General features: G+C 41.8%; 21 protein-coding genes. 12 read left to right on the top strand and 9 right to left on the bottom strand.

Annotated features, from left to right (window positions below; translation table 11 throughout):
- Positions 1-141 precede the first annotated feature (141 nt).
- The 6 genes from MAHAU_RS12805 to MAHAU_RS12780 all read left to right on the top strand — a co-directional run bounded on the left by MAHAU_RS12805 (position 142) and on the right by MAHAU_RS12780 (position 8,104).
- Positions 142-663, top strand: a complete 522-nt coding sequence (locus MAHAU_RS12805; protein ID WP_013782143.1) for an HdeD family acid-resistance protein — start codon at positions 142-144, stop codon at positions 661-663.
- 240 nt (positions 664-903) lie between these two features.
- The gene (locus MAHAU_RS12800) at positions 904-1,854 is read left to right on the top strand and encodes an ABC transporter permease (protein WP_013782142.1); all 951 of its coding nucleotides are present in this window, start codon (positions 904-906) and stop codon (positions 1,852-1,854) included.
- Between the two features lie 15 nt (positions 1,855-1,869).
- Positions 1,870-2,745, top strand: a complete 876-nt coding sequence (locus MAHAU_RS12795; protein WP_013782141.1) for a carbohydrate ABC transporter permease — start codon at positions 1,870-1,872, stop codon at positions 2,743-2,745.
- Between the two features lie 24 nt (positions 2,746-2,769).
- Complete coding sequence (locus tag MAHAU_RS12790) at positions 2,770-4,320, top strand: extracellular solute-binding protein (protein WP_013782140.1); 1,551 nt, start codon at positions 2,770-2,772, stop codon at positions 4,318-4,320.
- Between the two features lie 76 nt (positions 4,321-4,396).
- The gene (locus MAHAU_RS12785; RefSeq protein WP_041644151.1) at positions 4,397-5,659 is read left to right on the top strand and encodes an FAD-dependent oxidoreductase; all 1,263 of its coding nucleotides are present in this window, start codon (positions 4,397-4,399) and stop codon (positions 5,657-5,659) included.
- Positions 5,660-5,833: 174 nt separating this feature from the next.
- On the top strand, positions 5,834-8,104 hold the full coding sequence (locus tag MAHAU_RS12780; protein ID WP_013782138.1) for an AraC family transcriptional regulator: 2,271 nt from the start codon (positions 5,834-5,836) through the stop codon (positions 8,102-8,104).
- A 30-nt stretch (positions 8,105-8,134) separates the two neighbouring features.
- On the opposite strand, the gene MAHAU_RS12775 is transcribed toward MAHAU_RS12780, so the two are convergent.
- From MAHAU_RS12775 to MAHAU_RS12760, 4 genes are all read right to left on the bottom strand, one after another.
- Positions 8,135-9,928, bottom strand: coding sequence for a glycoside hydrolase family 97 protein (locus MAHAU_RS12775; protein ID WP_013782137.1), 1,794 nt, complete (start codon positions 9,926-9,928; stop codon positions 8,135-8,137).
- A 78-nt stretch (positions 9,929-10,006) separates the two neighbouring features.
- Positions 10,007-10,885 carry a carbohydrate ABC transporter permease gene (locus MAHAU_RS12770; protein WP_013782136.1) on the bottom strand — a complete coding sequence of 293 codons (879 nt, stop codon included), beginning with the start codon at positions 10,883-10,885 and terminating at the stop codon, positions 10,007-10,009.
- A 54-nt stretch (positions 10,886-10,939) separates the two neighbouring features.
- The gene (locus tag MAHAU_RS12765; RefSeq protein ID WP_013782135.1) at positions 10,940-12,340 is read right to left on the bottom strand and encodes an ABC transporter substrate-binding protein; all 1,401 of its coding nucleotides are present in this window, start codon (positions 12,338-12,340) and stop codon (positions 10,940-10,942) included.
- 24 nt (positions 12,341-12,364) lie between these two features.
- Positions 12,365-13,297, bottom strand: a complete 933-nt coding sequence (locus tag MAHAU_RS12760) for a carbohydrate ABC transporter permease (protein WP_013782134.1) — start codon at positions 13,295-13,297, stop codon at positions 12,365-12,367.
- A gap of 337 nt (positions 13,298-13,634) precedes the next feature.
- On the opposite strand from MAHAU_RS12760, the gene MAHAU_RS15185 reads away from it, so the two are divergent.
- A complete protein-coding gene (locus MAHAU_RS15185; protein WP_013782133.1) occupies positions 13,635-14,009 on the top strand; it encodes a helix-turn-helix domain-containing protein in 375 nt (124 codons plus the stop codon).
- Positions 14,010-14,192: 183 nt separating this feature from the next.
- On the opposite strand, the gene MAHAU_RS12750 is transcribed toward MAHAU_RS15185, so the two are convergent.
- The 4 genes from MAHAU_RS12750 to MAHAU_RS15180 all read right to left on the bottom strand — a co-directional run bounded on the left by MAHAU_RS12750 (position 14,193) and on the right by MAHAU_RS15180 (position 17,427).
- The gene (locus tag MAHAU_RS12750; RefSeq protein WP_049783367.1) at positions 14,193-14,555 is read right to left on the bottom strand and encodes a manganese catalase family protein; all 363 of its coding nucleotides are present in this window, start codon (positions 14,553-14,555) and stop codon (positions 14,193-14,195) included.
- A gap of 47 nt (positions 14,556-14,602) precedes the next feature.
- Complete coding sequence (locus MAHAU_RS12745) at positions 14,603-16,186, bottom strand: recombinase family protein (RefSeq protein ID WP_013782132.1); 1,584 nt, start codon at positions 16,184-16,186, stop codon at positions 14,603-14,605.
- 300 nt (positions 16,187-16,486) lie between these two features.
- Positions 16,487-16,930 carry an ImmA/IrrE family metallo-endopeptidase gene (locus tag MAHAU_RS12740; protein ID WP_013782131.1) on the bottom strand — a complete coding sequence of 148 codons (444 nt, stop codon included), beginning with the start codon at positions 16,928-16,930 and terminating at the stop codon, positions 16,487-16,489.
- The gene (locus MAHAU_RS15180) at positions 16,906-17,427 is read right to left on the bottom strand and encodes a helix-turn-helix domain-containing protein (protein ID WP_171804985.1); all 522 of its coding nucleotides are present in this window, start codon (positions 17,425-17,427) and stop codon (positions 16,906-16,908) included. The genes MAHAU_RS12740 and MAHAU_RS15180 overlap by 25 nt, the downstream gene beginning before the upstream one ends.
- Positions 17,428-17,740: 313 nt before the next feature.
- Here MAHAU_RS15180 and MAHAU_RS12730 point away from each other — a divergent pair, with 313 nt between their 5' ends.
- The 4 genes from MAHAU_RS12730 to MAHAU_RS15175 all read left to right on the top strand — a co-directional run bounded on the left by MAHAU_RS12730 (position 17,741) and on the right by MAHAU_RS15175 (position 22,074).
- Positions 17,741-19,528 (top strand): VirD4-like conjugal transfer protein, CD1115 family, encoded by a 1,788-nt coding sequence (locus MAHAU_RS12730; RefSeq protein ID WP_013782129.1) that lies wholly within the window; start codon positions 17,741-17,743, stop codon positions 19,526-19,528.
- A 30-nt stretch (positions 19,529-19,558) separates the two neighbouring features.
- Positions 19,559-20,374, top strand: coding sequence for a S1 RNA-binding domain-containing protein (locus MAHAU_RS12725; protein ID WP_013782128.1), 816 nt, complete (start codon positions 19,559-19,561; stop codon positions 20,372-20,374).
- 2 nt (positions 20,375-20,376) lie between these two features.
- Complete coding sequence (locus tag MAHAU_RS12720; protein WP_013782127.1) at positions 20,377-20,877, top strand: DUF5697 family protein; 501 nt, start codon at positions 20,377-20,379, stop codon at positions 20,875-20,877.
- 114 nt (positions 20,878-20,991) lie between these two features.
- Positions 20,992-22,074 (top strand): helix-turn-helix domain-containing protein, encoded by a 1,083-nt coding sequence (locus MAHAU_RS15175; RefSeq protein ID WP_013782126.1) that lies wholly within the window; start codon positions 20,992-20,994, stop codon positions 22,072-22,074.
- A 302-nt stretch (positions 22,075-22,376) separates the two neighbouring features.
- Here MAHAU_RS15175 and MAHAU_RS12710 read toward each other — a convergent pair whose 3' ends face one another.
- Positions 22,377-23,315, bottom strand: coding sequence for a hypothetical protein (locus MAHAU_RS12710; RefSeq protein WP_216086243.1), 939 nt, complete (start codon positions 23,313-23,315; stop codon positions 22,377-22,379).
- A 910-nt stretch (positions 23,316-24,225) separates the two neighbouring features.
- Between MAHAU_RS12710 and MAHAU_RS12705 the strand changes: the two genes are divergently transcribed.
- Entirely contained in the window at positions 24,226-25,692 is a 1,467-nt protein-coding gene (locus MAHAU_RS12705; protein ID WP_013782123.1) for a hypothetical protein, read from the top strand.
- Positions 25,693-25,781 lie beyond the last annotated feature (89 nt).

Genomic DNA, 25,781 nt, shown 5'->3' with positions numbered 1-25,781 from the left:
CATGCGAAAAAAGGCAAAACGGCATGAAAAAGAGACGAAAAATAAAAAAATTGCGATAAATGCCTATAAAGAGATTGACATATAGCTTAATTTGTAATAATATGAAAATGGAAGTACAAAAATTTTAAGGGGGTAGTTTACATGAAGGATATAAAGTGGTTGGTCATTGCTATCGGGATCGTTATGATAATTGCCAGCATCATTGTGTTTGCTAATCCTACCGGCACCGTAAGGGCCATAGCATTGCTGGTCGGCATTGCGGTAATTATAGGCGGTGTTGTTTCTCTTGCGGAAAATATCAGACATGAGCAAAACAACATGACTACCTTTCATCTGGTTTTGAGCGTGTTAGTGATTATTTTCGGCATTATACTGGTGAGCCAGCCCGACTTTGCTATTAATGTGTTCGTGTATATTATCGGTATCTGGTTTATTATAGATGCTATACGGCGTATTATCGATGCAAAGGCCTATAAGACCGCAAGTTCCAATTTGTATACTGCGGCCATTGTAATGGATATACTGCTTTTGATTGTAGGAGCGTTGCTATTGCTCAATCCGTTTATAGCCTGGTTCTCAATATCGATTATTATTGGAATTTCGCTGCTCATCGGTGGTATTGTGCATCTGGTCTATGGCGTTATCAGTCGCTCTGACTTATAAAGAAGCTTTTGCAAATTGCAATAATTGCACCCGCGGAAGGTGAGATGGCCTGAATGTAGCCGAAGTATGTGAGCGTAAAAGGTGAAAATATGATAGTCAAAATATGAGAATATAATGAATATGTAACGGAGGATTGCCGATTTTGAGGCAATCCTCTTGTTTTTTTAAAAGAGAAATACTAAGCATTTACTTTATAATACAATGGTTGTTAGAATGAAAGCTGAGAGGAGGAGAGAATGATTGATAGAACAACAAACGGTTGCTTTGCGCAAAAAACCGAATAGTGTGGCAACGGCTTTTAAGCGTTTGTCAGAATTCAAATATCTATATATTATGCTTATACCGGGCATAACGTATTTCGTTGTCTTTCATTATATACCCATGTATGGTGTGACGATAGCGTTTAAGGACTTTAAGATCATGCAGGGTATAATAGACAGCCCGTGGGTCGGGCTTAAGTATTTTAAGCAAGCCTTTGAGTCGCCGTTTTTCGCGCAGACGTTGTGGAACACCTTTATAATCAGTGTCTATAAGCTTTTGTGGGGCTTTCCGGCACCCATAATATTGGCCTTATTGCTTAATGAAGTAAAAAACTCGATATTTAAACGCACTATACAGACCATAAGCTACCTGCCACACTTTTTATCGTGGGTAGTTATAGGCGGCATATTGACCGATATGCTTTCGCCTCAGACCGGTGTGGTCAATAATATCATAAAGATGTTCGGTGGGGAGCCCATATATTTTATGGCATCCAAAGAATGGTTTAGGACGGTGCTGGTGGCATCAGACATATGGAAAGAGGTAGGCTGGGGTTCCATCATATATCTGGCAGCCTTGTCTGGCATAGATCCGCAATTGTATGAGGCATCGCAAATAGATGGTGCCAATCGATGGCAGCAGACATGGCACATAACATTGCCCGGCATAAGAGGCACTATAGCCATATTGCTTATACTCAGACTGGGTAATATATTAAATGCTGGCTTTGAACAGATATTCATAATGTATAATTCGGCGGTTTATGAAGTGTCGGATATCATAGATACATGGGTGTACAGGATCGGCCTTCAAGGTATGCAATACAGCCTAGCTACTGCCGTGGGCTTATTTAAATCGCTCATAGGACTTGTTTTAGTAGTCGCGGCCAACTGGGTCACACATCGTATGGGAGAATCAGGTATATGGTAAAGGAGGCGAAGCGGGATGATAAAACAGACGGCCGGAGAGAGGGTATTTAGCATAATGAATTATGTCATATTGATACTTTTGGCGATAATAACATTATTCCCTTTTGTTTACGTGATACTGGTATCTGTAACGCCGGCTTCGGAGTTGGTCAACGTTGGCAAAGGTATACTTTATGTGCCAAAGTCTCTGGACTTTCTGGCTTATAAGCAAATATTTGAGACCGATACTATACCGCAAGCCTATAAGATAAGCATATTTGTTACTGTGGTTGGTACGGTGTTGAGCCTACTCGTGACCGTACTAACGGCTTATCCGTTATCGCGCAGGAGACTGCCGGGAAGAAGTATATTGCTTTTTATAATAACCTTTACCATGCTGTTCGGTGGAGGTTTGATACCAACCTATATGGTGGTGAGAAGCCTGAAGCTGTTGGACAGCGTGTGGGCGCTTATACTGCCAAGTACGGTAAGCGCATTCAACCTGATAATAATGAAGAATTATTTCCTTACAATACCAGACAGTTTAGAGGAATCAGCCAAATTGGACGGGGCCAATGACTTTTTGATATTGTTTCGCATAATACTGCCTTTATCTTTGCCAATGTTGGCCACAATAGCGCTGTTTTATATGGTAGGTTACTGGAATGCCTTCTTCAATGCCATAATCTATATAAACAACCAGCGACTTTATCCATTACAAGTGGTACTAAGGCAGATACTGTTCAGCGCATCGTCTGATCAAGTCTTTAACATAGTTGAAACTACCAAGGCATCCAGCCTGGCGGTGCGCATGGCTACTATAGTGGTAACCACAGTCCCGATATTAGTTGTGTACCCGTTCTTACAGAGGTATTTTACCCAGGGCATCCTTCTGGGTTCAGTAAAAGAATAAATAATGAAAATGGAGGTATGTTTTATGAAGAAGAGTTTAAGGTTTTTGGCATTGGCGATGGCCATCGGTCTGATGTTAGCCGTATTTGCCGGCTGCTCTTCAAATGGAGGACAGCCAGGCAATGAACAGGCACCGGCGCAGGGGACTTCAGAACAAGCAGGCGATGAGGTACAAACCAGCCAAGAGGTTTACGAGTTTGACTGGATGTATAGCTGGGGCAGAGAATTCCCACCAGAAAATGACCCTATAAAGCCAATCATCGAAAAAGATACCAATACCAAAATTAATGTCATCATTCCGCCGATGAACGAATATGCCGAGAAGGTACAAGTCACAGTGGCGGGCGGTGATTATCCTGAATTGATACAATTTATGCCAGGTATGGACTGGAAAACATTAGCTGACCAAGGGGCCTTTATACCGATAGATGATCTGCTTCAGTATGGTCCCAATCTGCAAAAAATCATACCCAAAGAAAATTGGGATTTAGTTAAGATGAGCGGCCAGGTATGGGGCGTACCACTTTTGAACGTGCTGAACCCTCAACAGCTATGGGTGCGCCAGGACTGGATAGAGGAATTGGGCATTGGCGATGGCTGGGAAGACAAACTTGGGTCTGAGAACTTTAAGACCGTAGACGACTTTTATAGCGTGCTTCAAGCTTTTAAGCGAAATAAAAACGCAACATATACCGGTAGCGGTGTATGGGCATTAAGCCCACTGTTTGGGGCTTTTGGCGTAGTGCCGGCCAGCGATCATTATGTAGAAGAAAATGGAGAAATTATACGGGTAATGCAACATTCGCGCATGAAGCAAGCGCTTGAGTGGGTGCATAAACTCTATGCCGAGGGGCTCATAGATCCGGAGATAGTGACAAACAAAACCGAGCAGGTTAATAATAAGGCAGCCCAAGGTTCGACCGGCATGGCATTTTATAACTGGAATCTGCATTTTATATTAGATACGCAATATAATATGAAGCAGCTAGACCCGAAAGCGAAATGGGTCCCTACCAATCCTCCTCAGGGGCCGGATGGTTATGCCTATCTAGAAAGTGATAGGCGCTCTATGGATGGTGTGTTCCTTATATCATCAAAAGCAAAAGATCCCAAAAGGCTTATACAATTCCTGGATTACCTTATAGATGGTAAAGGCTACGAGCTAACGCATTATGGTATAGAAGGTATGCATTACAATAAAAAGCCGGATGGCAGCATAGAATTCACCGAAGCGGGTAAAGCCGAGTGGTTGGAAGTATACGGCAAGATGAGGCATATATGGGATCCGTTGTTCTGGTATGGGAAGTATGGGGAATATGCCGCGTCTCTGGAGGATTCGGCTACAGAAAATCCCAATCTGCCCAATGTAGCCGAAGGCTTTACACCAGGGCCTGTGTGGAAGCAATATGGCGCTGACCTAAACCGTTATGAGGGTGAAATGTTGTTGAAATTTATAACCGGTGAGGAACCCCTGAGCAAGTGGGATGAATATATAAAGACCACGAAAGATACCTATCACGTCGATGATATAAATAAAGAGATCATCGATAGCCTGAAGGCCGATGGCAGGTTATAGGGGAAGAGCTGACTTTTCACTACCCTTTCCCAGACATATGCTATAATACTTATGAATAATCAGGAAGGTGATGGATATGAAAGAGTGTTATGATCTGGTGGTGGCCGGCGGAGGATTGACCGGCGTAGCGGCGGCAGTGGCTGCTAAGCGTCACGGCGTGCAGGATGTGCTGCTTGTAGAGCGCTACGGCTTTTTAGGCGGTATGGCCACGGCAGGCCTGGTTAATCCGTTTATGACCTATTTTAAGGCTAAAAAGCCCTATACCGAGGAAAATCAGCTTATATTCGGTATATTTCAAGAGATACTCGATGAGCTGGATAAATTGGGAGGGCTAAAAAATAAAGCGGTATTCGATGCTGAGGTTATGAAACTTGTGCTAAACCGCATGATACAAAGAGCAGGCGTAGAGGTACTGCTGCATACCTTTATAGAAGGCGTGAATAAGAGCGGTGAAAGCTCTATAGAAAGCATACGTGTCGCTAATAAATCCGGTGTGTATAATATAGAAGGGCGTGTATTTATCGATTGTACGGGTGATGCCGATGTAGCCTATATGGCAGGCGTACCTTGCAATAAAGGGAGAGATGAAGATGGCTTTGCCCAGCCGATGACCATGTGCTTCAGGGTGGCAAATGTGGATCGTTATAAAATGCCCTCCAACAATGAAATAAATAGGCTTTATAAAGAGGCCGTTGCCGGAGGAGAGATACACAATCCTCGCGAAGATGTATTGTTCTTCGATACCATGCAGCCTGATGTGATACACTTCAACACGACGCGCATAGTGATGAAAGATGCCACCGATGCAAAGCAACTAACCCAGGCTGAAATGGAGGTCAGGGAACAATGCTGGGAGATGTTTTATTTCTTAAAGCGGTATGTTCCAGGTTTTGAGAATTCATATTTTCAGGTATCGGCACCGCAGATAGGGGTAAGGGAATCCCGGCGGATAGTGGGCCGGTATGTGCTGAACGAAGATGATGTATTAAGCGGCCGTAAATTCGATGACTCAATATGCTATTTTGCCTATAATATAGACATACACAATCCCTCCGGAACCGGAACGGTGCTCAAGTCATTGAATGAAGGGGATTATTATGGTATACCTTACAGATGCCTTTTGCCGTTAAATGTAGATAATCTATTAGTAGCAGGGCGGCCTATATCCAGTACGCATGAAGCCCATTCATCTTTGAGGGTCATGCCGGCATGTACGGCTATGGGGCAGGCGGCCGGCACAGCTGCAGCTATGGCTATAAAAGCGGGCACGCAGCCGTCGCAGATAGATGTCCGGGCATTGAGGGAGCAATTAATGGCGGATGGTGCTATTCGCTGGTAAAATAACGTGAAATGCGAGGCTGATGAGCTTGCGGATAATGGCTCGGTGAGTATATGCTGCGCGCCGAGTCATTATTTTTTAATTTGGTCGAAAGAAAATGATGGTGGGCGGGTGTTTGCTTTTTGTAATAGAATATATTAGAATATGCATATAAATTACCGAGAGGAAATCTGTATGGGAAGAGCATATTATCGATTATTTGTTTCATTTTTGGTAGTTATAATTATACCCGTTATGATATTCGGCATATTTGCCTATAATAGATCACTGTCATCTATAGAGGAAGAGGCTGTAAAAAATAATCAAACATTGCTTAATGTATTTAAGCAGAATATAGATGGTATATTGATGGATATAGATACTTCCTTTATACAGAATGGTTTGGTTATAGAGACTTTCGATGGTATAAATCTACCAGAGTCATATGGTGACTATTTATCCCAAAGGAAACTTATGAACATCAATGATTTTGTTACCCATTTAAATACAAATAGCGATGTTGTGGACGACGCCATGATATACTATAAACAAGCCGGGGTATTCGTTACACCTAATGGAAGATTCAGCGAAGAGGGCTTTAAGGATGAACCGATAGCGCGGCATTTGAAGGGTGTTAATGACAATGTTCTGTGGCTCGGTCCCAGGCAAGTCAAAAGTACTCGTTCAGGCGGAACGATACCTGTCATGTCATATGTAAGGCAATTGCCCGTTTTGCCAAGCTATAAAAGGGCTGCTTTTGTGGTTAACATAAATTTGCATAGTCTGAGTTCTGTTATGGCATCTTACAGCAGTGGATATGAGAGGCAGAAAATATATTTGCTGGATTCAGAAGGCATAGTTATAGCCGATGCCGATAAAGAATTTATAGGCAAGGATTTGAGCATATACCCTTATATATCGCAGGTGTTAAATAATAAACAAGGCTATGAATTCAGAGATGATATAAACGGGCAGGCCAGTCTTGTCTCTTTTTTACCATCTAGTGTTCAGAATTGGAAGTACGTTGTTATAACGCCCATGCAATCGTTAATGGCCGGCAGTACAGCCATACAGCGCGGTATTATAGCTATGAGTATATTTCTTATATTGGTAGGTATTGCTGCCTCGGTGTTGATAAGTCGGAGACTATATAGACCAGTAAAGTCTATAGTGTCGTCTTGGCAGGGTATAAGAGCGATAGATTCCCATTCTGATGAATATTCGGCTATAGGAAATTATCTTAGTGAGTTGCAGCAACGCAACAATGATTTGGAACAACAATGGAAAAATGTTTGGCCTGTGGTAAAAGAAAAGATGCTATTGGATATATTGAAGGGTAAAAATACTATGATAACAGATATAAACAATAGCCTGCGTTCCTACGGCATAAAGGCGGATTTCAGTAATTTTGTAGTGATGGCAATCGAGATCGATGATATAGAGTGTATGGAGGATATAGATAAAGAGTTGGCTGTTTTTAGCGTGAAAAATGCCGTTAATGAGATAATAAAGGCGGAATATGACGGCTTTGTAACATCGGAGGATTATACGGTATTGTCGGTGGTGAATCTACCTCAGGCAGAGTATTATCTCGATTATAAGCGTACGCTCGGTTATTTATGTACAGAAATAATGGACAGCATAGAAAAGCATATAAAACTTACCATAAGCATAGGTATAAGCCGGTTGTATCATGATTCCAATGACTTGCATAAAGCCTATTCGGAAGCGGTGGAAGCTATAAAGTATCGTTTACTATATGGCAACCGTTCACTCACATTTATAGAGGATGCGGAGCCCGGATCCGACAATATGAGCACTTATCCGTACGATAAAGAGCAGGAATTGGTTAAATATATAAAGGCCATGGATGTCGACAAAGCGAATATGGCATTGAAGGACATAACAAGCCATCTCGCCACTTATAAGTCATATGAATATATTAAGCAATTCTTTATCCAGCTTATAGGCTATATAATGGTATCCGTATATGATATGGGTTATACCGAGACAGAGATATTCGGTGCTCGCTCTTTACTCAAGGAGATTAACAGTATTAAGACATTGAAAGATGCTACGCAATGGCTAAGTGAGATATGCAATGCAGTTATAAACTTTCTGGCCGAGAAACATAAAGGCCGTAACAGAAATATAGTGGCACAATGCAAGGCCTATGTGGACGAACATTTTGAGGATTCACAGCTTAGCCTGCTTGCTGTGGCCGAGGAACTATATACCAGTGAATCTTATCTGAGCAGGATTTTCAAAGAAGAGACTGGTATGACTTTTACCGAATATATCGCGATTAAGCGTATAGAAAGGGCTAAATATTTTTTGGAGAATACTGATATGACCATGGAACAGATAGCCAAGAATATCGGTTTGAGCATTCAAAGCTTTATGAGAATATTTAAAAAGTACGAAAGTATGTCACCTGGACAATTCAGAGCATCGAAACGCGTATAAGGGGCTTTAAGCCCCTTATACGTAAAATAATTATAAGCCTGGTGAAGTAGGATAAAAGCTTATGCAACATCCACCATTTTTGTTTAACTGAATTTTAATGCGATCTGATGCTTTTACTGTATTATGTTCGACTATAATGCTTTTCGCATTATCCCCATCCTTGTATATGTTTGCGTTATAACAAATGCCAGATTCTAGAAAATCTAACTTGAGCTCAATATCTCTGGACATATTATTTCCACAGATGGAAGCCAGAAACCATTTGTTGGCTCTTTGCCTGGCTATACTAACATATTTTCCGGGATAGCCGTCCAGTAATATTGTATCGTCCCATACCGTAGGGCAATCCTTAAGAAATTGAGCTGCTTCGCCTATAGCATAATACCCATCCGGTTTGTCCGCGAAATGCTGTATACCTGATTCGAATATCACTGATAAAGCGAGTTGATGAGCCCATGTAGTTTGTTCTCTGTTGTTACTGAATGTTACAGGTGTATAATCCATGGCACCTATAATATTTCTCGTAAATGGAAGCGTGCAATTATGTTCGGCTGTAGGGCCATCGGACCATCTATAATATTCTGCCCCTAATACCCCTTCTCTTGTCATAATATGTGGCCACCTTCTTCTTTCCCCTGCCGGTTTTGTAGCACCGTGATAATTAAGCATAAGTTTTAGATTTGCACATGCTTTAGCAAGCTTATCATACAAACGTATTCTTTCTTGACTGTCGCTTTCAAAGAAATCCACTTTCATTCCTTTGATACCATAACTTGCCCACCGGACGAGCTTATCAAATATTTCATCATCGGTGTCCAGATCTTTATAATGACACCATAACCATATCCCAATTCCTTTTTCCTTGGCATAATTCACAAGCTGCGGGATCCAATCCTCATTCCATCCAGCATCGCAAAGATAATATTCCCATCCCATGGATGCTGCGAAATCGACATAACCAGTAGCAGTACCGTAATCATCCGTGGGGTCTCCGGACCACCAGGACCATGCTGTTCTACCTGGCTTTATCCAAGACGTGTCGATAAGTTCGCACTCGGGGCTTAAGTTTTCGATCAAAGCAGACTCCACTATGGCAGAAAGTTTTGTGCCTATAATCGCAACTCTCCATGGTGTATAAAATGGACAAACACTACGAATCTCATTTTTTTGATCAGGAGCAAAAACTACTTTAAGTAAACCGTCGTCGTTGCCGCTTCCTAATATATGCGACCCGCAGTAATCGCCATATACACCAGCCTCAGCAATTAAAGCCCAACAATCATCCGTCGTTTTAATCAAAATAGGCATGCCGGCTTCCATTTTGCACAGCTCATCAAAAGTTCTATAATTATAAAAGCCCTCATAATGGGGTACAAACTCGTGAGCCCATCCTATGCTATCTTTAGGGATCTTGAAGGAGCTTGATTCATTATATACGCTTATATTTCCATGATGCGGTATGAAATATCGGTATGCTATGCCATCATTATAGGCACGCATAATAAAATCCATTATATGGTTTTTCTTTTTCAGCCTCAGTATTAGTTCATTTGCGTGGTTTATACAGTTAGCTCGTTTGCCGGTCATTAATGTATAGCTTTCGCATATAGTCTGTCTTCGCTCGGATAAAAACGATAGTTCAGATGAAAAGTTAGCCTTGTCTGTACTGATACCTAGAGGAGAATCATAGAATACTGTTTTAGCATCTTTTAGTACATTGTAATAGAGTTGGCCATGCCCATCTAATGCTATTTTTACAACTATCTTTTCGTCCGGTGAGTTAAGTATCCACACATTCTTGTCTTTTTGAGTATAATCTCTCATATATATAACCCCCAAACATATTCAATTTATATATGATTATATCAATAAGCGAACTTTTTATCTACAAAAAATATATTATCATCCCTTGATACCTGTCATAGCTATCCCCTGTATAAATGTTTTTTGAGTAAAGAAGAATAAAATTATTACAGGCAATGTGGCTACTGTAGAAGCAGCTGTTAAAAGGCCCCATTTTGTTCCATATTGGCCTACAAACTGCTGAAGTCCGACTGATATGGTATATTTGGTCTGATCGTTTAGATAAATTAATGGCCCCATAAAATCATTCCATGCTCCTAGAAATTGAAATAACGCCACAGTGGCTATAGCCGGGCGAGCCAAAGGTACCGTAATCTGCCAGAATATCCTAAATTCCGAGCATCCGTCTATACGGGCGGCATCAGATAATTCAAATGGTATTGTCATAAAAAACTGCCTCAATAAAAAAATATAAAATGCACTGCCAAAAAATGATGGTACAATAAGAGGTAGTAAAGTACCTGTCCATCCAAGGCGCTTAAATATAACAAATAAGGGTATCATAGTGACCTGAGAGGGCAACATCATCGTAGCTAAAACTAACATAAATACCTTATCCCTTTCCGGCCAATTGATCCTGGAGAACCCATAAGCAGATAAGGTGCATGAAAATACAACTCCTATTACCGTCATAAAACAATATATCAATGTATTCTTTAAGTAAGTAAAAAATGGTATAAACGTAAGAGCTTCAGGATAATTGCGCCAATTAAAGCTATGCGGTATCAATGTAGGGGGCCATGTGAATATTTCAGCATCAGCTTTTATCGATGTCGTAACCATCCATAAAAAAGGAAATAAAAACAGGAAGCCCAATGCGGTTAAAACTATATATACTATAATATTGCTTATTAATTTTTGCCGTTTCTTAGAAGTATACTTAAGGTTGCTGGATATAGAAACTGCCTCTGCTGCCATGAAATCAAAACTCCTTTCTATTATAACCTAGAGGAGGCTCTGCCTCCTCTAGGATTATTTCTTATATTTCGCTGCTTCTTTAGTTACCTCTTGCTCTACCTGCTGTAGTGCTTCTAAAGGCGTTTGTTCATTATGCAACACCCTGGTTTCAGCTTGAGCCATGCGGTCGCTTAAATATTGTTGATATGGTAGAACGGGTGTTATCTGAACGTTTTCGCTGGACATAAGATCGACAAATTGACGCCGTACAGGCACCTCATCCAAGAACTTCTGATATTCCGGTTGCTCTGTTACTTTAGGTGATACCGGTATCCAGCCGCCCTTGGGCAGTATTTTTGCAGCATCAGCCTCTGCTCCGTATCCTGCGAGCCACTTTATGAATTCCCACGCTTCCTTTGGGTGCTTAGCATTGGCTGGTATAACGTTGAAATTCCCGTTGATCCAACTGGAATTAGGTTTACCACCGTCTTTAGGGTATGGATACGATGCAACCCCATAATTTAAGTCAGGATTGTAATTTTTTATATCTTCTAATATCCACATACCGTTTGTCCATATAGCTTGTTTACCTATAAGCCAAGGTTGCATGGCATTCTCGCGGCTAGCGCTGCTTTTATTAAAGGCATCGACCTTTTGTATATCATATCCTTTACCACCTTGTTCCTTTGGCTTTACATAGGACTGGAACCATTCGAACATCTTTACTATATTTTGGTTGGTAGGGGTAACCTTATCATTTTGTTCATCATATATATCGCCGCCAAATGGTGGCATCCAGAAGTTCCAACCACCTGGGAAGAATCCTACCCTTTCTACTATACCGCGGTCGTTTATTTTCCACAGCTTGCTTTGAATGGCATCTAATTCTTCTATAGTTTCAGGCGGCTTATCCGGATCTAATCCTGCTTCTTTGAAGATATCCTTGTTCCACCAAAGCATGAAGACATTCATAGACATAGGTATAGCATATGTTTTACCTTGGTAAGTACCTATCTCTTTACATATAGGATACATCCATTCTCGCATATCAGGTGCATCAGCATCTATAAATTGGTCTAACGGCTGTATGGCGCCACTTTCAGCCCATGAACCTATGATCATGTTCCACTCGGTAAATACATCTGGGGCATCTCCACCGGTAGTCGCCGCTAAGAACTTGGTCTCAGCGTCAGTAGGTAGGGATAATGCCTTAACTTTGATGTTGGGATGAGTTTTATTAAATTCTGCTACTATTTCATCTATAAGTTTACCCCAATCACTTGTCCACATATGCCAGTAGGTCACTTCTACAGGCTCTGGGTTTCCGCTGCTAGAATTGTCGTTTTTATTTGTGGATGACGAGTTTTCTCCATCCTCATTGGTACCAGCTGGCTGATTGCTGTTGCATGCGGATAATAGAGCCATAATTATAACCAGCAAAGATGCCATCAATACAATATAACGTTTTCGTATCATCGATTTTACCTCCAGTATAAATTTTTATTGGTTTGTACCACCGTAATATACCCAACGCGCTGATGTTTTGAAGACCAATAGGGTAGCAGCCAGTATGATTATAAATAGTATCCATGCCATGGCAGATGCATAACCCATATGGTAGTATCTAAATGCATTGTTAAAGAGATGTAATGAATAGAATAGCGTGGAATCCATAGGGCCGCCGCCGGTCATTATGTAAGCCTGAGTAAAGTATTGGAACGAACCGATGAGACCCATTATAAGGTTAAAGAATATCGTGGGACTTATCATAGGCAAGGTTATATGCCAGATTTTAGGCCACCATGTTGCCCCATCCAATTCTGCTGATTCGTAGAGCTCTTCTGGAACGTCTTGTAATCCAGCTAAATATATAACCATAGACCCCCCTACGCCCCATAGGCTCATCAATATAAGAGCCGGTTTGGCCCATGCAGGATCGACCAACCAAGCAGGTCCTTTTATGCCTATATAGGATAATGCGGCATTTATTATACCCATTTGCGGGTCTAAAAGCCACATCCACAATATAGATGATGCTACAGCAGGTACTATAGTTGGCATGTAAAAGATGGTTCTATATATGGCCAATCCCTTGATCTTGGTATTCAATAGCATGGCTAGTACCAGACTGACTACCATGCCTAAAGGCAGGGAAAATACAGCGTAATACAAAGTGTTATAAAGTGATTTCCAGAATAGCGGATCATCGTTAAGCAATTGAATATAGTTACCCAGGCCTATCCACTGTGGTGGTTTGAGTATATTGTATTCAGTAAAACTATAATAAAAAGATGTTATTATAGGATATATGCTGAAAATAGCGAAACCGATCAACCACGGCAAGATAAACATAATCCCTGTTCTTCTATTTTTCCATACTACCTTGTTCTCGCGAAATGTATTTTTTCTTTCTGTAAATGTATTTTCAAGCACTCGAGCTCTCCCACCTTCCTTTGCTAGTATTCGATTTCTTATTTCTGCTAGTCTAGTATTTTACATATTCTCATCCTCCCCCAACTATATGCACACGAAAAATATATGAGTATATCTTTTATAATATGTCTAAAGGCATCCGAGTTTATCATGCTTAAACTTATGAAGCATTATGTGCATATAAGTAAAACTCTTTATGTATTATAGTTTAATTATACTCGACTGTCAAGCTTTTTTATTATAAATAATTAATCTTTCTTAAACACAGCCTATAATCCGGCTTTAATTGCTATAATTAAAGCTGAATTATACTTAATGCGAGGTAAAATGTGAAATTATGGTGACTTTGGGCCAGCGTATAAAACAACTAAGAAAAGAACATAACATGACTCAAGAAGAATTTGGCAAACTATTTGGTATAGTAAAATCTACTGTATCTTTGTATGAGCATGATAAAAGCATACCAGATGACAGTATTAAAAAGATGATCGCTGATTATTTTAACGTGTCGATAGATTACCTTATGGGTCGTACTGATATAAGATATCCGGCAAAAAAAACTATTGACGACAAGCTAAAAGAAGTGATAGGACCTTATATTGCCTCGCAGATAATAGCTTTAGAAAGCTTGAGTCAAGAAGAAAAACAAACTATATCGGTGCTCTTAGACGGCCTAAAAGCTAGACGTCAAACCGAGGATAAAGAGGGTTAACTTACAATTTAGCTGTTTTAAATAGATCCGGAGAAGCGAAGTTTATCTTTGATAGGTGGTCTATTTTTCAGCAGTTCAGCTAGCCCGAGATTCGGGGAAAGGGTGCAAAAGTTTGCTGAACAGCCCTAGATAAAAAGCGTTGTAGAAACAGCCGGCCTCGTTAAAGCGAGTACCGGCTGTGTGTTAAAAGTATTTCTTTGAGTCGAGGTATTCCTGCAGCTTATCCATTACCTCGCCGAAACGCTGGAAATGGACTATTTCCCTCTCACGCAGGAATTTAAGCGGGTCCATAACATCCGGATCATCGGCTAGATCGAGCAGATGCTCATATGTGGCCCGCGCCTTTTGCTCGGCAGCCATATCCTCGTGTATATCAGCCATCGGATCGCCTTTGGACTGTATATAGGCTGCGTTAAAGGGCACGCCTGTGCCGGTGCTGGGGTATATGCCCTTATCATGATCCGTATAATAGACACCGGTGTCGCTGGCCTTTATCTGTTCTATGCTGGCGTCTTTTGTGAGCTGATATACCATGGAGCCTATCATTTCAAAATGGGCGAGCTCTTTGGTGCCGATATGTTATCAATGATAAACTATCTGGGTAATTTGGGGTATAATACGAGTTCAAAATCACCGGGACTATTATGCCAACGCCCGTTAACGGTTTTTGTATAAACCGCTTTCTCGAGCACCTCTTTCAAGAGCTTGTTTTTAAGTGCGGGATCATCCGTAGACTTATACAATTCGAGGATTTTCTCGATTTTGGGTATGGCAATACTCTCTTCCCCCATCTTTTGGCCAAGTTTTAAGTCATCGAGCAAAGCATCCCGGTCTTTTTGTGCTTTTTCGAGTCTATCGTTGATAACTTTGGAACGTTCTAAAAATACGTCTGTTGAATAAACGCCTTGCTCCAACAAATCATACAGGCTGTTCATTTGCTTTTCCAAAGTTTTGATCTGTTCATTCAGCTTATTAACGGCAGACTTTTTAATTTCCAACTGGGTAGTTTCAGCAGTTTTATTTTTATCTGTGCTCCACTTAATTTTGTAGTTCTTTAGCCATTCTTCCAGAGATTGCAACACCCGTTCCTCAACAAGATGTAACGGAGCGCTTACATTGGGGCATGCGGTAGAATAACACATAAGGGTGTCGGCCTGCTCACTGTTATTATAAGGCCGGCGCACCATTTTGCGGCCACAAAAGCCACATACCACTATACTAGCCAGTGGATTTTTGATGGGCATACCCTTAGGCGCAGGTTTAGCCGGATTATTCGAAAGAAATTTCTGTGCGAGGTTCCATGTTTGTTCATCCACGAGTGCTTCGTGGATGCCATTAAACAACAAATATTCATTAGGCCCGTTTTTGGGGCGTGTTTTTTCTATCTGTCCGTCAGTCATTTTTTTTACCGTCCGTCGCCAATCCCAGCGTATTTTACCGGCGTATACGGGATTGCGCAATATGCTTTGTATAGAAGAAGTAACCCATATGTCGGCTTTTGCGGGTGGGATATGCAAATCATTAAGTTTTCGTGCAATAAGACTGGTACCAAGGCGTTTATAGTTCCCATCCGGTTGCAATTCGCCTTTAGTATAAAGTTCAAAAATCAGCCGGACGATATCAGCCTGTGCAGGAAGGGGCTCCAGCGTATAGCCTTTGTCATTTTGGAGCTTTTTGCGAACATAGCCATACGGAGGAATACTCCCCACGTATTTGCCTTCTTTAACAGAAGAGATGCGTCCGTTTTGAAGCCTGCGGTTTATGGTCTTATACTCTCTGCGGCTCATGAACAAACCGAATTCAAAATATTCTTCATCAAACTCATTATTAGGATCATAAATTTTCATGGGTGTGATGATTTTAGTGTTTGAATATTTGAATGTCTGAGCGACTATACCCTGGTCGATAGTATCACCGCGGGCAAGACGTTCTATTTCCATGACCAGTACGCCGTCCCACGTTCCTTGTTCAACGTCGACAAGGAGTTGCTGCATAACAGGACGTGCGGCGATAGTTTCGCCCGAGACGATTTCTCTGTATATTTTTGTTATGTTCAGGTTCAGCTTTTTTGCCAGTTCCAGCAATATTTGCTCATGTCTTTTAAGGGTTTCGCCCTCACCCCGGGCTTCTGCTTCAAGGTCGGCTCTTGATTTTCTAAGGTACAAACAATACTGCATATTATCTCATTCCTTGTAAATAATGTTGTTATTATTAATATCTGTTTGGTGCGCCGGATGTTTGCCCTTCTCTGTCTTCAATAGATTTTATAAGACTAATAACAGTTTTAATATCTTTTGGAGTTAAAACACTATTATCATCCAGAGTAAGATGAAGGTAAAAATTATTTGTATTTTTAATATTATTCTAAAACTTCAGTAATTCCGGCTCATCTTTCAATGCGTTTGATACTGCACCGTCATCAAGTGAATAATCTCTCATTGGGCACCTCTCCATTATAATAATTTTGATCTATAACATTAACGTAAAGATTCCAGCTTATATTCGATAAGTTGAACAGGGACATTGAAACAAGACGCAATGTCCTCGTTGCACATATTACAGAGTATGTATTCATTCAGATCTTTTTCATCGATTAACAGTTCCGCAGCAAAAATATTTGCCTGTCGTTCATACGGTCCTATGGGGAACAAAGTATATTCACGCAGGCAATATGTATCGCAGGATGAATGCAATATGGCATGGCCGAGTTCATGAGCGGCCACTACCTCTCTGCTTACATCATCCAGCAGGCTATTTATAACTATAAACTTATTACGGAGCATTTTAACCGAGTATCCTTTGGTCTGATCGGGAAATGGCCAGTAGATGACCTGTATACCGGTTTCTTTTGCAATTTTCAGCGGATTTCTCGTATCGTATTTGCGTATAAGGTTTTTCACTCGGATGCGAATATTAACCATGCGGTATACACCTCACTCCTTATTATCCTTTTTTGTTTTTTGCCGTATTTTTCCTTATTTATTTTTTTACTGTGAAGGAAGACTTCCATGAGACTGTACATAAGCTGCTCTTTATCTTCGTCTGAAACCTTGTCATTCATGAAAAAGGCACGTGTATGCTGCATTACGTCTTCGTATTGCTTAATATCCCGTCTTGATATCTTGTATTTTTCGATATCTTCTGCAGGAATAGAAGGAATATTATCGCGGCTGGTCGATGGAGCAGCATCAATATAGCCCGCAGCTATCATGAAGTCCTCATACGTTACGTTATTATAAGCAGCTTCTGCCAGCTTTCTGATAGTATCCGGTTCGGGGGAAACTTTGGTTATCTTTCTGAGCAGCCGTGATATATGAGCCGGGCTGATTCCGCTGTCATCAGCATACTTTCTTATGCTTCTATTACCCTTTGCGGTATTCAGCAATTCGGCGAACTTTTCTTTGTCAAATTCAGCCACAAGATTCACCAACCCTTCTATTGTAATTTTACATCGTTCGTATCATATAGTCAACAGATACGAAATTATTTTCGTATCTGTTGACTATATGATACATATGCTGTATAATGTTACTTACAATAAACGTTACATGTAAGCAACATATGTTACATATGCACTACACGAACTGACGGAGAGGGGGTAAACAACGATGCATGAGAGCGAAAACGATGACGGCTGCACTGGAGATACCTTTGCAAACCGGCGGCGAATCTGACGGAAGGGAGGAAACGGAAAGTACTGCTGCATCGCTTTAGGTGAAAGGAGATTAAGGATGGGAGAAATTAACTACAAAAAGGTATGGTTAATCGGCCTGGGTATAGCAGCATATCTGTTCATCAGTATATGGCTGCTCGTACCGCTTATAGAAGGGTACAACATTTTGAAGGAAGCAAGCGCGGAAGCTCCGGGAGGCAAACTGCCGGATCTGTCATATGTTATGACGTTGTACAAAGACCCGTTTTTATGTCTGGCTGTGTTGGTGGAGGACAGGCTGTACGTACCGTGGCTGATAATTAGTTTAGGCATATTAGGCGGCATAGGGATAATGGCCTATTCGTACAGGGATAAAAACGGTATAGAGTACCTGCCGGAAGTCGGCACACATGGAACGGCAGGGTTTATGACGAAGAGCGAGGCAGAGAAGATACTGAACTTAGGCAGGCCGAACGGGATAATATTCGGCACGCTTGACGGCCGGCCGGTCAGCCTGCCGGATACGACATACCTGAACCGTCATGTGGCGGTGTTCGGCGCAAGCGGCAGCATGAAATCCAGGGCATATGTAAGGACAAACATATTACAATTAGCGCATTGCGGGCACAGCATGGTAATAACCGACCCGAAAGGGGAATTGTTGCGCGACACGGGCAATTTTCTGAGGCAATCGGGATATAACGTCAAAGCGTTCAATCTTGTAGCCATGACATGCTCGGACAGATGGAACCCGATAGCGGAAGTGACGGACGATACGGACGCGCAGACATTCACCGAAGTAGTAATAGCCAATACAAAGATGCCCGGGACAAAAGGCAGCGATCCGTTCTGGGACAGGGCGGAGCAGAACCTGCTTAAGGCGCTGGTGATGTACGTGGTCAGAGAAATGCCGATTCGGGACAGGCATCTGGCATCGGTATACGGTATGCTAGCGGCAGCTGATCCGAAACAGCTAAACAAAATCTTCGAAAAATTGCCCACGGCCCATCCGGCCAAGATGCCGTACAACATATATGCCCAGGCAAACGATAAGGTGAGAACCGGTGTGGTGATAGGGCTCGGCACCAGGCTGCAGGTATTCCAGAATAAACTTGTACAACGGCTGACTGATACGAGCGATATGGACATAACATTACCGGGCAAGAAGAAATGCGCATATTTCGCGGTATTTCCGGATACGGACAGCACATACGACTTTTTAGCCGGCTTATTTTTCTCATTCTTGTTCATGAAACTGACAAGATATGCGGATGCGAAAGGCGGGCAAGGAGAACAGGAAGTATATTTTCTGCTGGACGAATTTCCGAATATCGGATCCATACCGGACTTTACCAAAAAGATAAGCACCATGAGGTCGCGGGGATTACATGCCAGCATAATATTTCAGAACATAGCGCAGCTGAAGAACAGGTATCCGAACGACGCATGGCAGGAGATAATAGGCAACTGCGACAGCAGACTGTTTTTAGGAGCAACGGATGTGATGACATCGCAATTTGTGGCGGATCTGCTGGGCAAGAGCACCGTCAGGACAATCAACACACGCAAGAAAGCCGGACTGGAAGGCATGTTTGATTTTGGAGACATTTCATACGGTACTTCGCAACGCAATCTGCTAAACGCGGACGAGATATTACGGCTGCCCCCGGAGAAAGCCATATTATCTCTGCGGGGCCAAAGACCGCTTCTGCTGGATAAGATGGATTACACAAAACACCCTCTGGCAAAGAAGCTGGTACCGCAACAAGCTACAGAGAAAGAATGGGCATGTGACAACACGCCGGTATCAGAGAGTCCAGCCATGCTCGATGCAGGCTCAGGGCATGAAAATAATAAATTTTGGTAACACAAACAATAAGAGAGGAGAAAAAACGACATGGCAATAACAGAAACTATACTGGTAAATGACAGCTGGCGCGACATATACGCATCGCGGCAGAGCAGGAAGATACTGACCGGTATTTTATCGGCAATTGAGAAGTACAAGCTAAACGGCAAAGAGAGCAACTGCGGAGTAGTATTTTACGGCAATGATATAAAAGTAATAATCCCGGCCGATGAGATGGGTGTAAGAGAAGACTGGCAGGTAATACGCTCTATGATAGGCAGCGAGATAGACTTCATCGTGTACGGCATAGACACGGAAGAAGGCGTGGTAGCCGCCTCCCGCAAAGCTGCACAGGAGCTGCGGCGTACATTGGAACTGCCGAAACACAAAGCAGGTGATATAATAAGTGCCCGTGTAGTTGGTGTAGGCAGAAACTCTGTAATAGTAGACTGCTACGGCTTGGAAGTGCGGATAGCAAGGAACGAGATAGACTACGGATATGTAGGCAATGCGGGTGATTACGTACAGATAGGAGACAGGGTAAAAGCCGTCATAAAAGAAATAGATCTGACGGGAGACGAACCCAAAGTAAAACTATCGCTGAAAGACGCCAAACCTGATCCGTTTGATCATGTGCCGAACAAATATAAGCTGGGCGGCGAATACCTGGCTACGGTAACAGGAACACCGCCATTCGGCATATTTGCGGAGTTAGAACAGGGAGTATCTGTCCTGTGCCCCAATCCGGCATGGTCAGGCGACGAGATAGCAACCGGTAATAAAGTGCTGGTCAAGGTGCGGGAAATAAACATGAACAAAAGAAGGATATACGGCAACCTGGTAAGATTGATCAGGAGGTCGTAAAGATGGTATACGTACAATCCGACAGAGAAAAACGCATAATATCATTCATACAAGAATACCGGACCGTAACAGCCCGGCAAATCAAAGATTTTACCGGGGCCTCGGACAAGCTGTTAGACAGGATAACTCATACCCATCGTATACAAAAAGACGGGGATGTGTACTACGTAGGCCATCAGCCGGACATGAACATGATCAAAGCCATGGCTGTGTTGATACACTTCAAGAAAGACATTGAGTGGCACTTAAGAGCGGACTTCCCGTTTTACATCACGTTTTACATGCACAATAAGACATTTGACGTAACGCTGATAAAAAGCGGAGAAGAGGCCATGATGAGCGCGGCAATAAACCGTGCGCAGCATGTAGAACGGATAATAGCTGCAGTAGAAGATATAAACAGCATAAAGCAGCTTGATATAAATATACCGGTAAGGTACTGCACCATTGACCCGGTCACGTTTTATGTTATGCGAAACGGCAATATAGAAACGGAACAATAGTACAGACAAAAAACCGCATCATTAAAAAACCGAAGTCCCGGAGGCATCTGAAAAAAAGAACGAGATGCCTCCGGTTTTTTAATATACCGAAAAAACGAGGAGGAATTGATAAAGATGACAAATAACAGCAACACAATCATAAGGGTTAAGCACGATGCGAGTAATCCATATGTAATCGTCAATAAGACGATATTCACCGACAACAGGCTGAGCTGGAAAGCGAAAGGGCTGCATGCATATCTGATGTCCAGACCGGACGATTGGAAAGTAATGATATCGGATTTGATTAATCAATCCACCGATGGGCGCGATTCGGTCTATTCGGGATTGAACGAATTAATCAAGTACAAATATGTCAAGCGCGAGCGTATATATGTCAACGGCCGGATAGGGCGTTGGGAATATACGGTTTATGAGGTGCCAGAGGTGCCGTATGAAGATGAAAACCTACTTCCGGAAAATCCGGAAATAGAAAAATCCGACCTACTTCCGGGTTTTCCTGATCAAGAAAACCTAATTCAAGATAACCCGCCACTACTAAATAAAGATAATACTAATAATGATCTTAACAATAATGATATCAACAACAACAGAAGAACGAGAACCAATAACGATGTTGTTGTTCATGAGATTTCACGAAGCCAAGACCATGCTGAAAGCAAATACAGGATTACTGACGATGCTGTTGTTGGCGAAGGAGCAACAGGAGATGAACCGACACAAAAAAGAAACGGCTCGCCAAATACACTGACAGAGCCGCGTCGACAACCACAAATTTATTCAACTACCGATATGGTAGCACAAAACGGGAGTGGTTGTCAAGAATCGGGCGAAAAAAAGATTCCGGAGGGCCAAGAGAAAAGCTCGGTTGAAGAGATAAAAGAGGTGATAGAAAGAGCGACGGGCGGGAAAATCACAAAGCAAGCGGTAACCAAACTGCTTGAGCATTGCGGGGAAGGACGTATAAGGTATTATGCGGCTAATTTCGGCAAATTTTGCCAGGCAGAGAACATAACCAATACAGTGGGGTTTTTTATAAAAGCGGTGGAAGAGCAGTACCCCCTGCCCGAATCGTCTGTAAAAAAGAACAAGTGGGTAGCGGGTATGATACAGCGGCAGGACACTGATTTCAATGGTTTGGAGAAAGTTATACAGGCTAAAAACATGCAAAAATACGGAGCTAATATCCGTACATGAGGAAATCGCATAAAACTTGCACTACAAATTGGCCTAAGTATATAATATAAGAGTACTTTCGAAACTAACTGGGAATTCAACAAATTTCCAGCATGAGCTATAGAGCATAAAAACAATGGTTGACGAAAGGTCAAAGCCTAACACGGCATGCCATATGTTGGCATAATTGTACATTGACAACCTCATAATTGCGTGACTGGCTCAAAAATAAGCTGAAAAAGGGCATAGCAAAGCTAACCCACCTAATACAGGCAGATTTCGGTATACAGTTTAATGCCTTACTGCTTATGCTTATATGCTGTTTATGCCGCTGCAGAATCCATATCCAGCAGGTCTATGATACTGAAGCCGGTAAACTTAAGCCATGCATCCAAGTGGATGTTTATCGCAGCCATGGTAGCTAAAGCAAACCTCATCTTAGAGCTCCTGCTACCATATGCCTCAATATCATAATCGATAAACAGCCTCTTGTTATCCCGCTCAGCAGTAGTACGCCTCTTATACCTTTTGCGGAAAGCCTTGCTATCACGATGTACCGGCGGATAAAGCCTTAAATCATCCCCGGGCTTAAGATAAACGGTTCTGCCATAAGGCGAATCAGTACATTTACAAGCAAACCAACAACGGTACTTGATACCCTTAGGATGCGAATAACCACAGTTTTGATAAGGGATACCGGCAGGGCAAACGGGATTACCCTTATCATCAAGACATAAAACACCCGATGGCAGCTCACCTGAGAACTTAGCCTTAGCGTTAGAATCAAGCAGTATGAACGGAGTGATATTCCAGCTATGGAGAAGCTCATAAGTCGGGTAATTATCCATAGCACCGTCAGCGATAACCTCAGCAATACGCATATCAGGATAAAGCTCTCTCAGCTCAGATAGAGCGAAAATGCATAACACACTATCATGGCGAGAAGCCTGACATATGCGCAGATAGACAGGGAGATCATAAGGACTGTCAGCAGCAACGATACAAAAGAGATTATCGCCGTAAAACCACTGATCACGGTAACTGTTCCAACCCCAGCGTGCGTCCATATCAGAATAACGCCTGGGGGACTTACAATCGCAAACCTTGGTACCTCCGGGATTACCGCCAGAATAAAAAGGAGTACCATCCGCCGCTACAGCAAAACATTGAGGATTGCCCAATATGCCCAATTTCATTGAATCATCGACAACAGAGCGTGCAAGCAGCTCTTCGAACACACGTTCAGGATGATTCTCAGGCAAACTATCGTGCGCTAGTTCGGCGTGTGTAATATAGTTGGGTGAAAGACCCAACCCGGTAAAGTTTAGCGAACAGCCGGTACAAGCCTTGGAGCCGAAGCCGCGAGGCTAGTTTTAAGCGTAGGCATGGGAGTATGAAAGCTGCAATACGAAAGTGTGAAGCGATTGAGCCCCGTTAGACTGATATGCGGAAGCCGATGCTTTGATAGTAGTAGCAGGCATTAATGTATCGCTCGATAGCGCGAGAGCATGCAGGTTCCGCCGGGGTCGGAGAGCGTGGCGAACATATAAAGGTAATACACACGTACCTGGGAGGTCTGAGAGGCTCCGCAAAGGTAGGTTAAGCGATAACGTTTTATAAACGGAGCGCTAACCAAAGGCCTGTCAGAAGTCGGATTCGCTCATAATACCGAAGAGGCGAGTAATGACCGTGGAGGGAAGGAGCGGACAGGAGAGCATTCCTTTACAAGGAAACAGCGAGTGCGCTTGGAGCACAAAGAAGCTGGGTACAGAAATGTAAAGGTATAGGTGGAAATCCAAGCCAAAGTTCCTCTGAAGAGCCATATACCTAAATAGGGCACGTACGGTTCTGTGAGGGACAGGCACCGGAAGGTGACGCCAAACGGTGACCTGTCTACTAGACCAATTCAATTATTGGGCGGATTTGAAAAAGTCAAAATAGAATGCTGACATAAATGAGATATAATAGGTAAAAATGCAAAGAAAACTTTTAATCAAGTTTAAAGGACAAAGGACAGGTAAGAGCTGCAGGTAATAAATACCTGGGAATAAAGATGGGTATATATGGTGAATGTTAGAGGTAAGACATAAACAGTCGAGCCTAGAACGTAGGTTTCAAGGGCTTTCGGAGTTTCCGAAAGTACTCAAATTAGTACAAAGAGGTGTTAGATATATGAAAAAGGTTTTTTCATCATTAATAATAGCAGCGTTGCTGGTGGGTTTATTTGGAGGTGTAAGTGCAAGTGCAGCTAGTTCAACTTTGGCTAAGTGGAATGCAAATGGTTGTCAATATTTTATATTTAATTTAGATTCAGATGTAAAGATTCCATTTAATATTAAAAGTTTAGTTAAGTATAAGACTTTAGATGGATTTAATAATGTGGCATATTTAGAAGATGCTCGCTACGGAGAACTTAGTGGGAGTGCTGGTAAGGCTTATGATGTGATAGTTACGAATCGTGTTAGAAAGTATTCTGGCGATAGTGAAAACGTATCAATAGAAATGTACTATAATATTAATTGGACTGCAGCTGATGGAGAGCATGTGTATGATGTAACTGTTACTTTGCTTTCATTTATACCAAGTAAAGCAATATGGGGAATATATGTAAGTAAGGCATTGCAGAAGTTTAACTTGAGTACAATTTATGAAGCAACTTTATCTCCTTATGATAAGTGGAATGTTGCGTGTAATCGTATGTCAGATTATTTTAAGGCAGTTAAGGCTTATCCACTTTATAAGGCTGCAAATCAAGCACCAGACAATGTTAATATAGCTGCGGTTTATAATATAAAGACGCATCGAGTAGAAGTATATGGAGTTGTTAATAATAAGCTTACCATGAATGAGGATTTGACACAACATCCAGAAAAAATACCAGCTTGGATTAGAGCTAATACTCCAACTACTAGTAAACCAGTTACTGAGCCAAAGAAGGAATCAGATGACAAAACACCAGTACAAGATAAAACTCCAGCACAAGATAAAACCTCAGCACAGCAGGATGTAAAATCAAGTAGTTCTTCTAAGTCAACCACATCAAATGGAAGTAAGTCAACTGCAAATGGAAGTAAACTAGTTACAGATTCTGTACAAGATACAGTAAAAGAAACTGACCCAGTGGTGGTACTTGTGTTGGATATGCTTAAGCAGTTGACACATGAGGTGTTACCATTACCAAATGGCGAGAAAGGTGCTAGGATAAAATATGATTTTGGTGAGTATAGTAAGCTTAAAAAGCAATATTTTATATCCTATACAGAGGTGCCTATTAATGATGATATAAATAATGCAGATTGGAAGGATTTTAATAGTGATTGTACAATTGATTATACTAAATTAGGTTATGTATATACTTATATACGGATATTAATAGATACAGATAAGTGGTATATACACACGTATTCATTTAATGTGCCAGAGAAAGTATATACTTTTGATAGTGAGGACAAGCAAGAGGATACAGAGGTATCAACTAAAACCGAAAGCAAAATAGATGAAAGTGATTTAGGTGATGATAAAGCTGAAATAGAGAATGATAAAGTTGACACAAAGAGTTCGGATACTGAAAAAAGCTGGTTTGAGCAGGTTACTGAAGTATTACTATTAATGGTAAATTATGTTTTTAGTTTTAGTTAGAGTAAATAGTTGCTTATAGAAGTTTTATAGAAAGTGTTATTATAATTGTTAAGGTATTTTACAAGCTAGGTATTCTATTTATGAGTATC

The organism is Mahella australiensis 50-1 BON, assembly GCF_000213255.1.
Taxonomy (GTDB): Bacteria; Bacillota; Clostridia; order Mahellales; family Mahellaceae; genus Mahella; species Mahella australiensis.
This window is presented reverse-complemented; position numbering and strand designations above follow the sequence as displayed.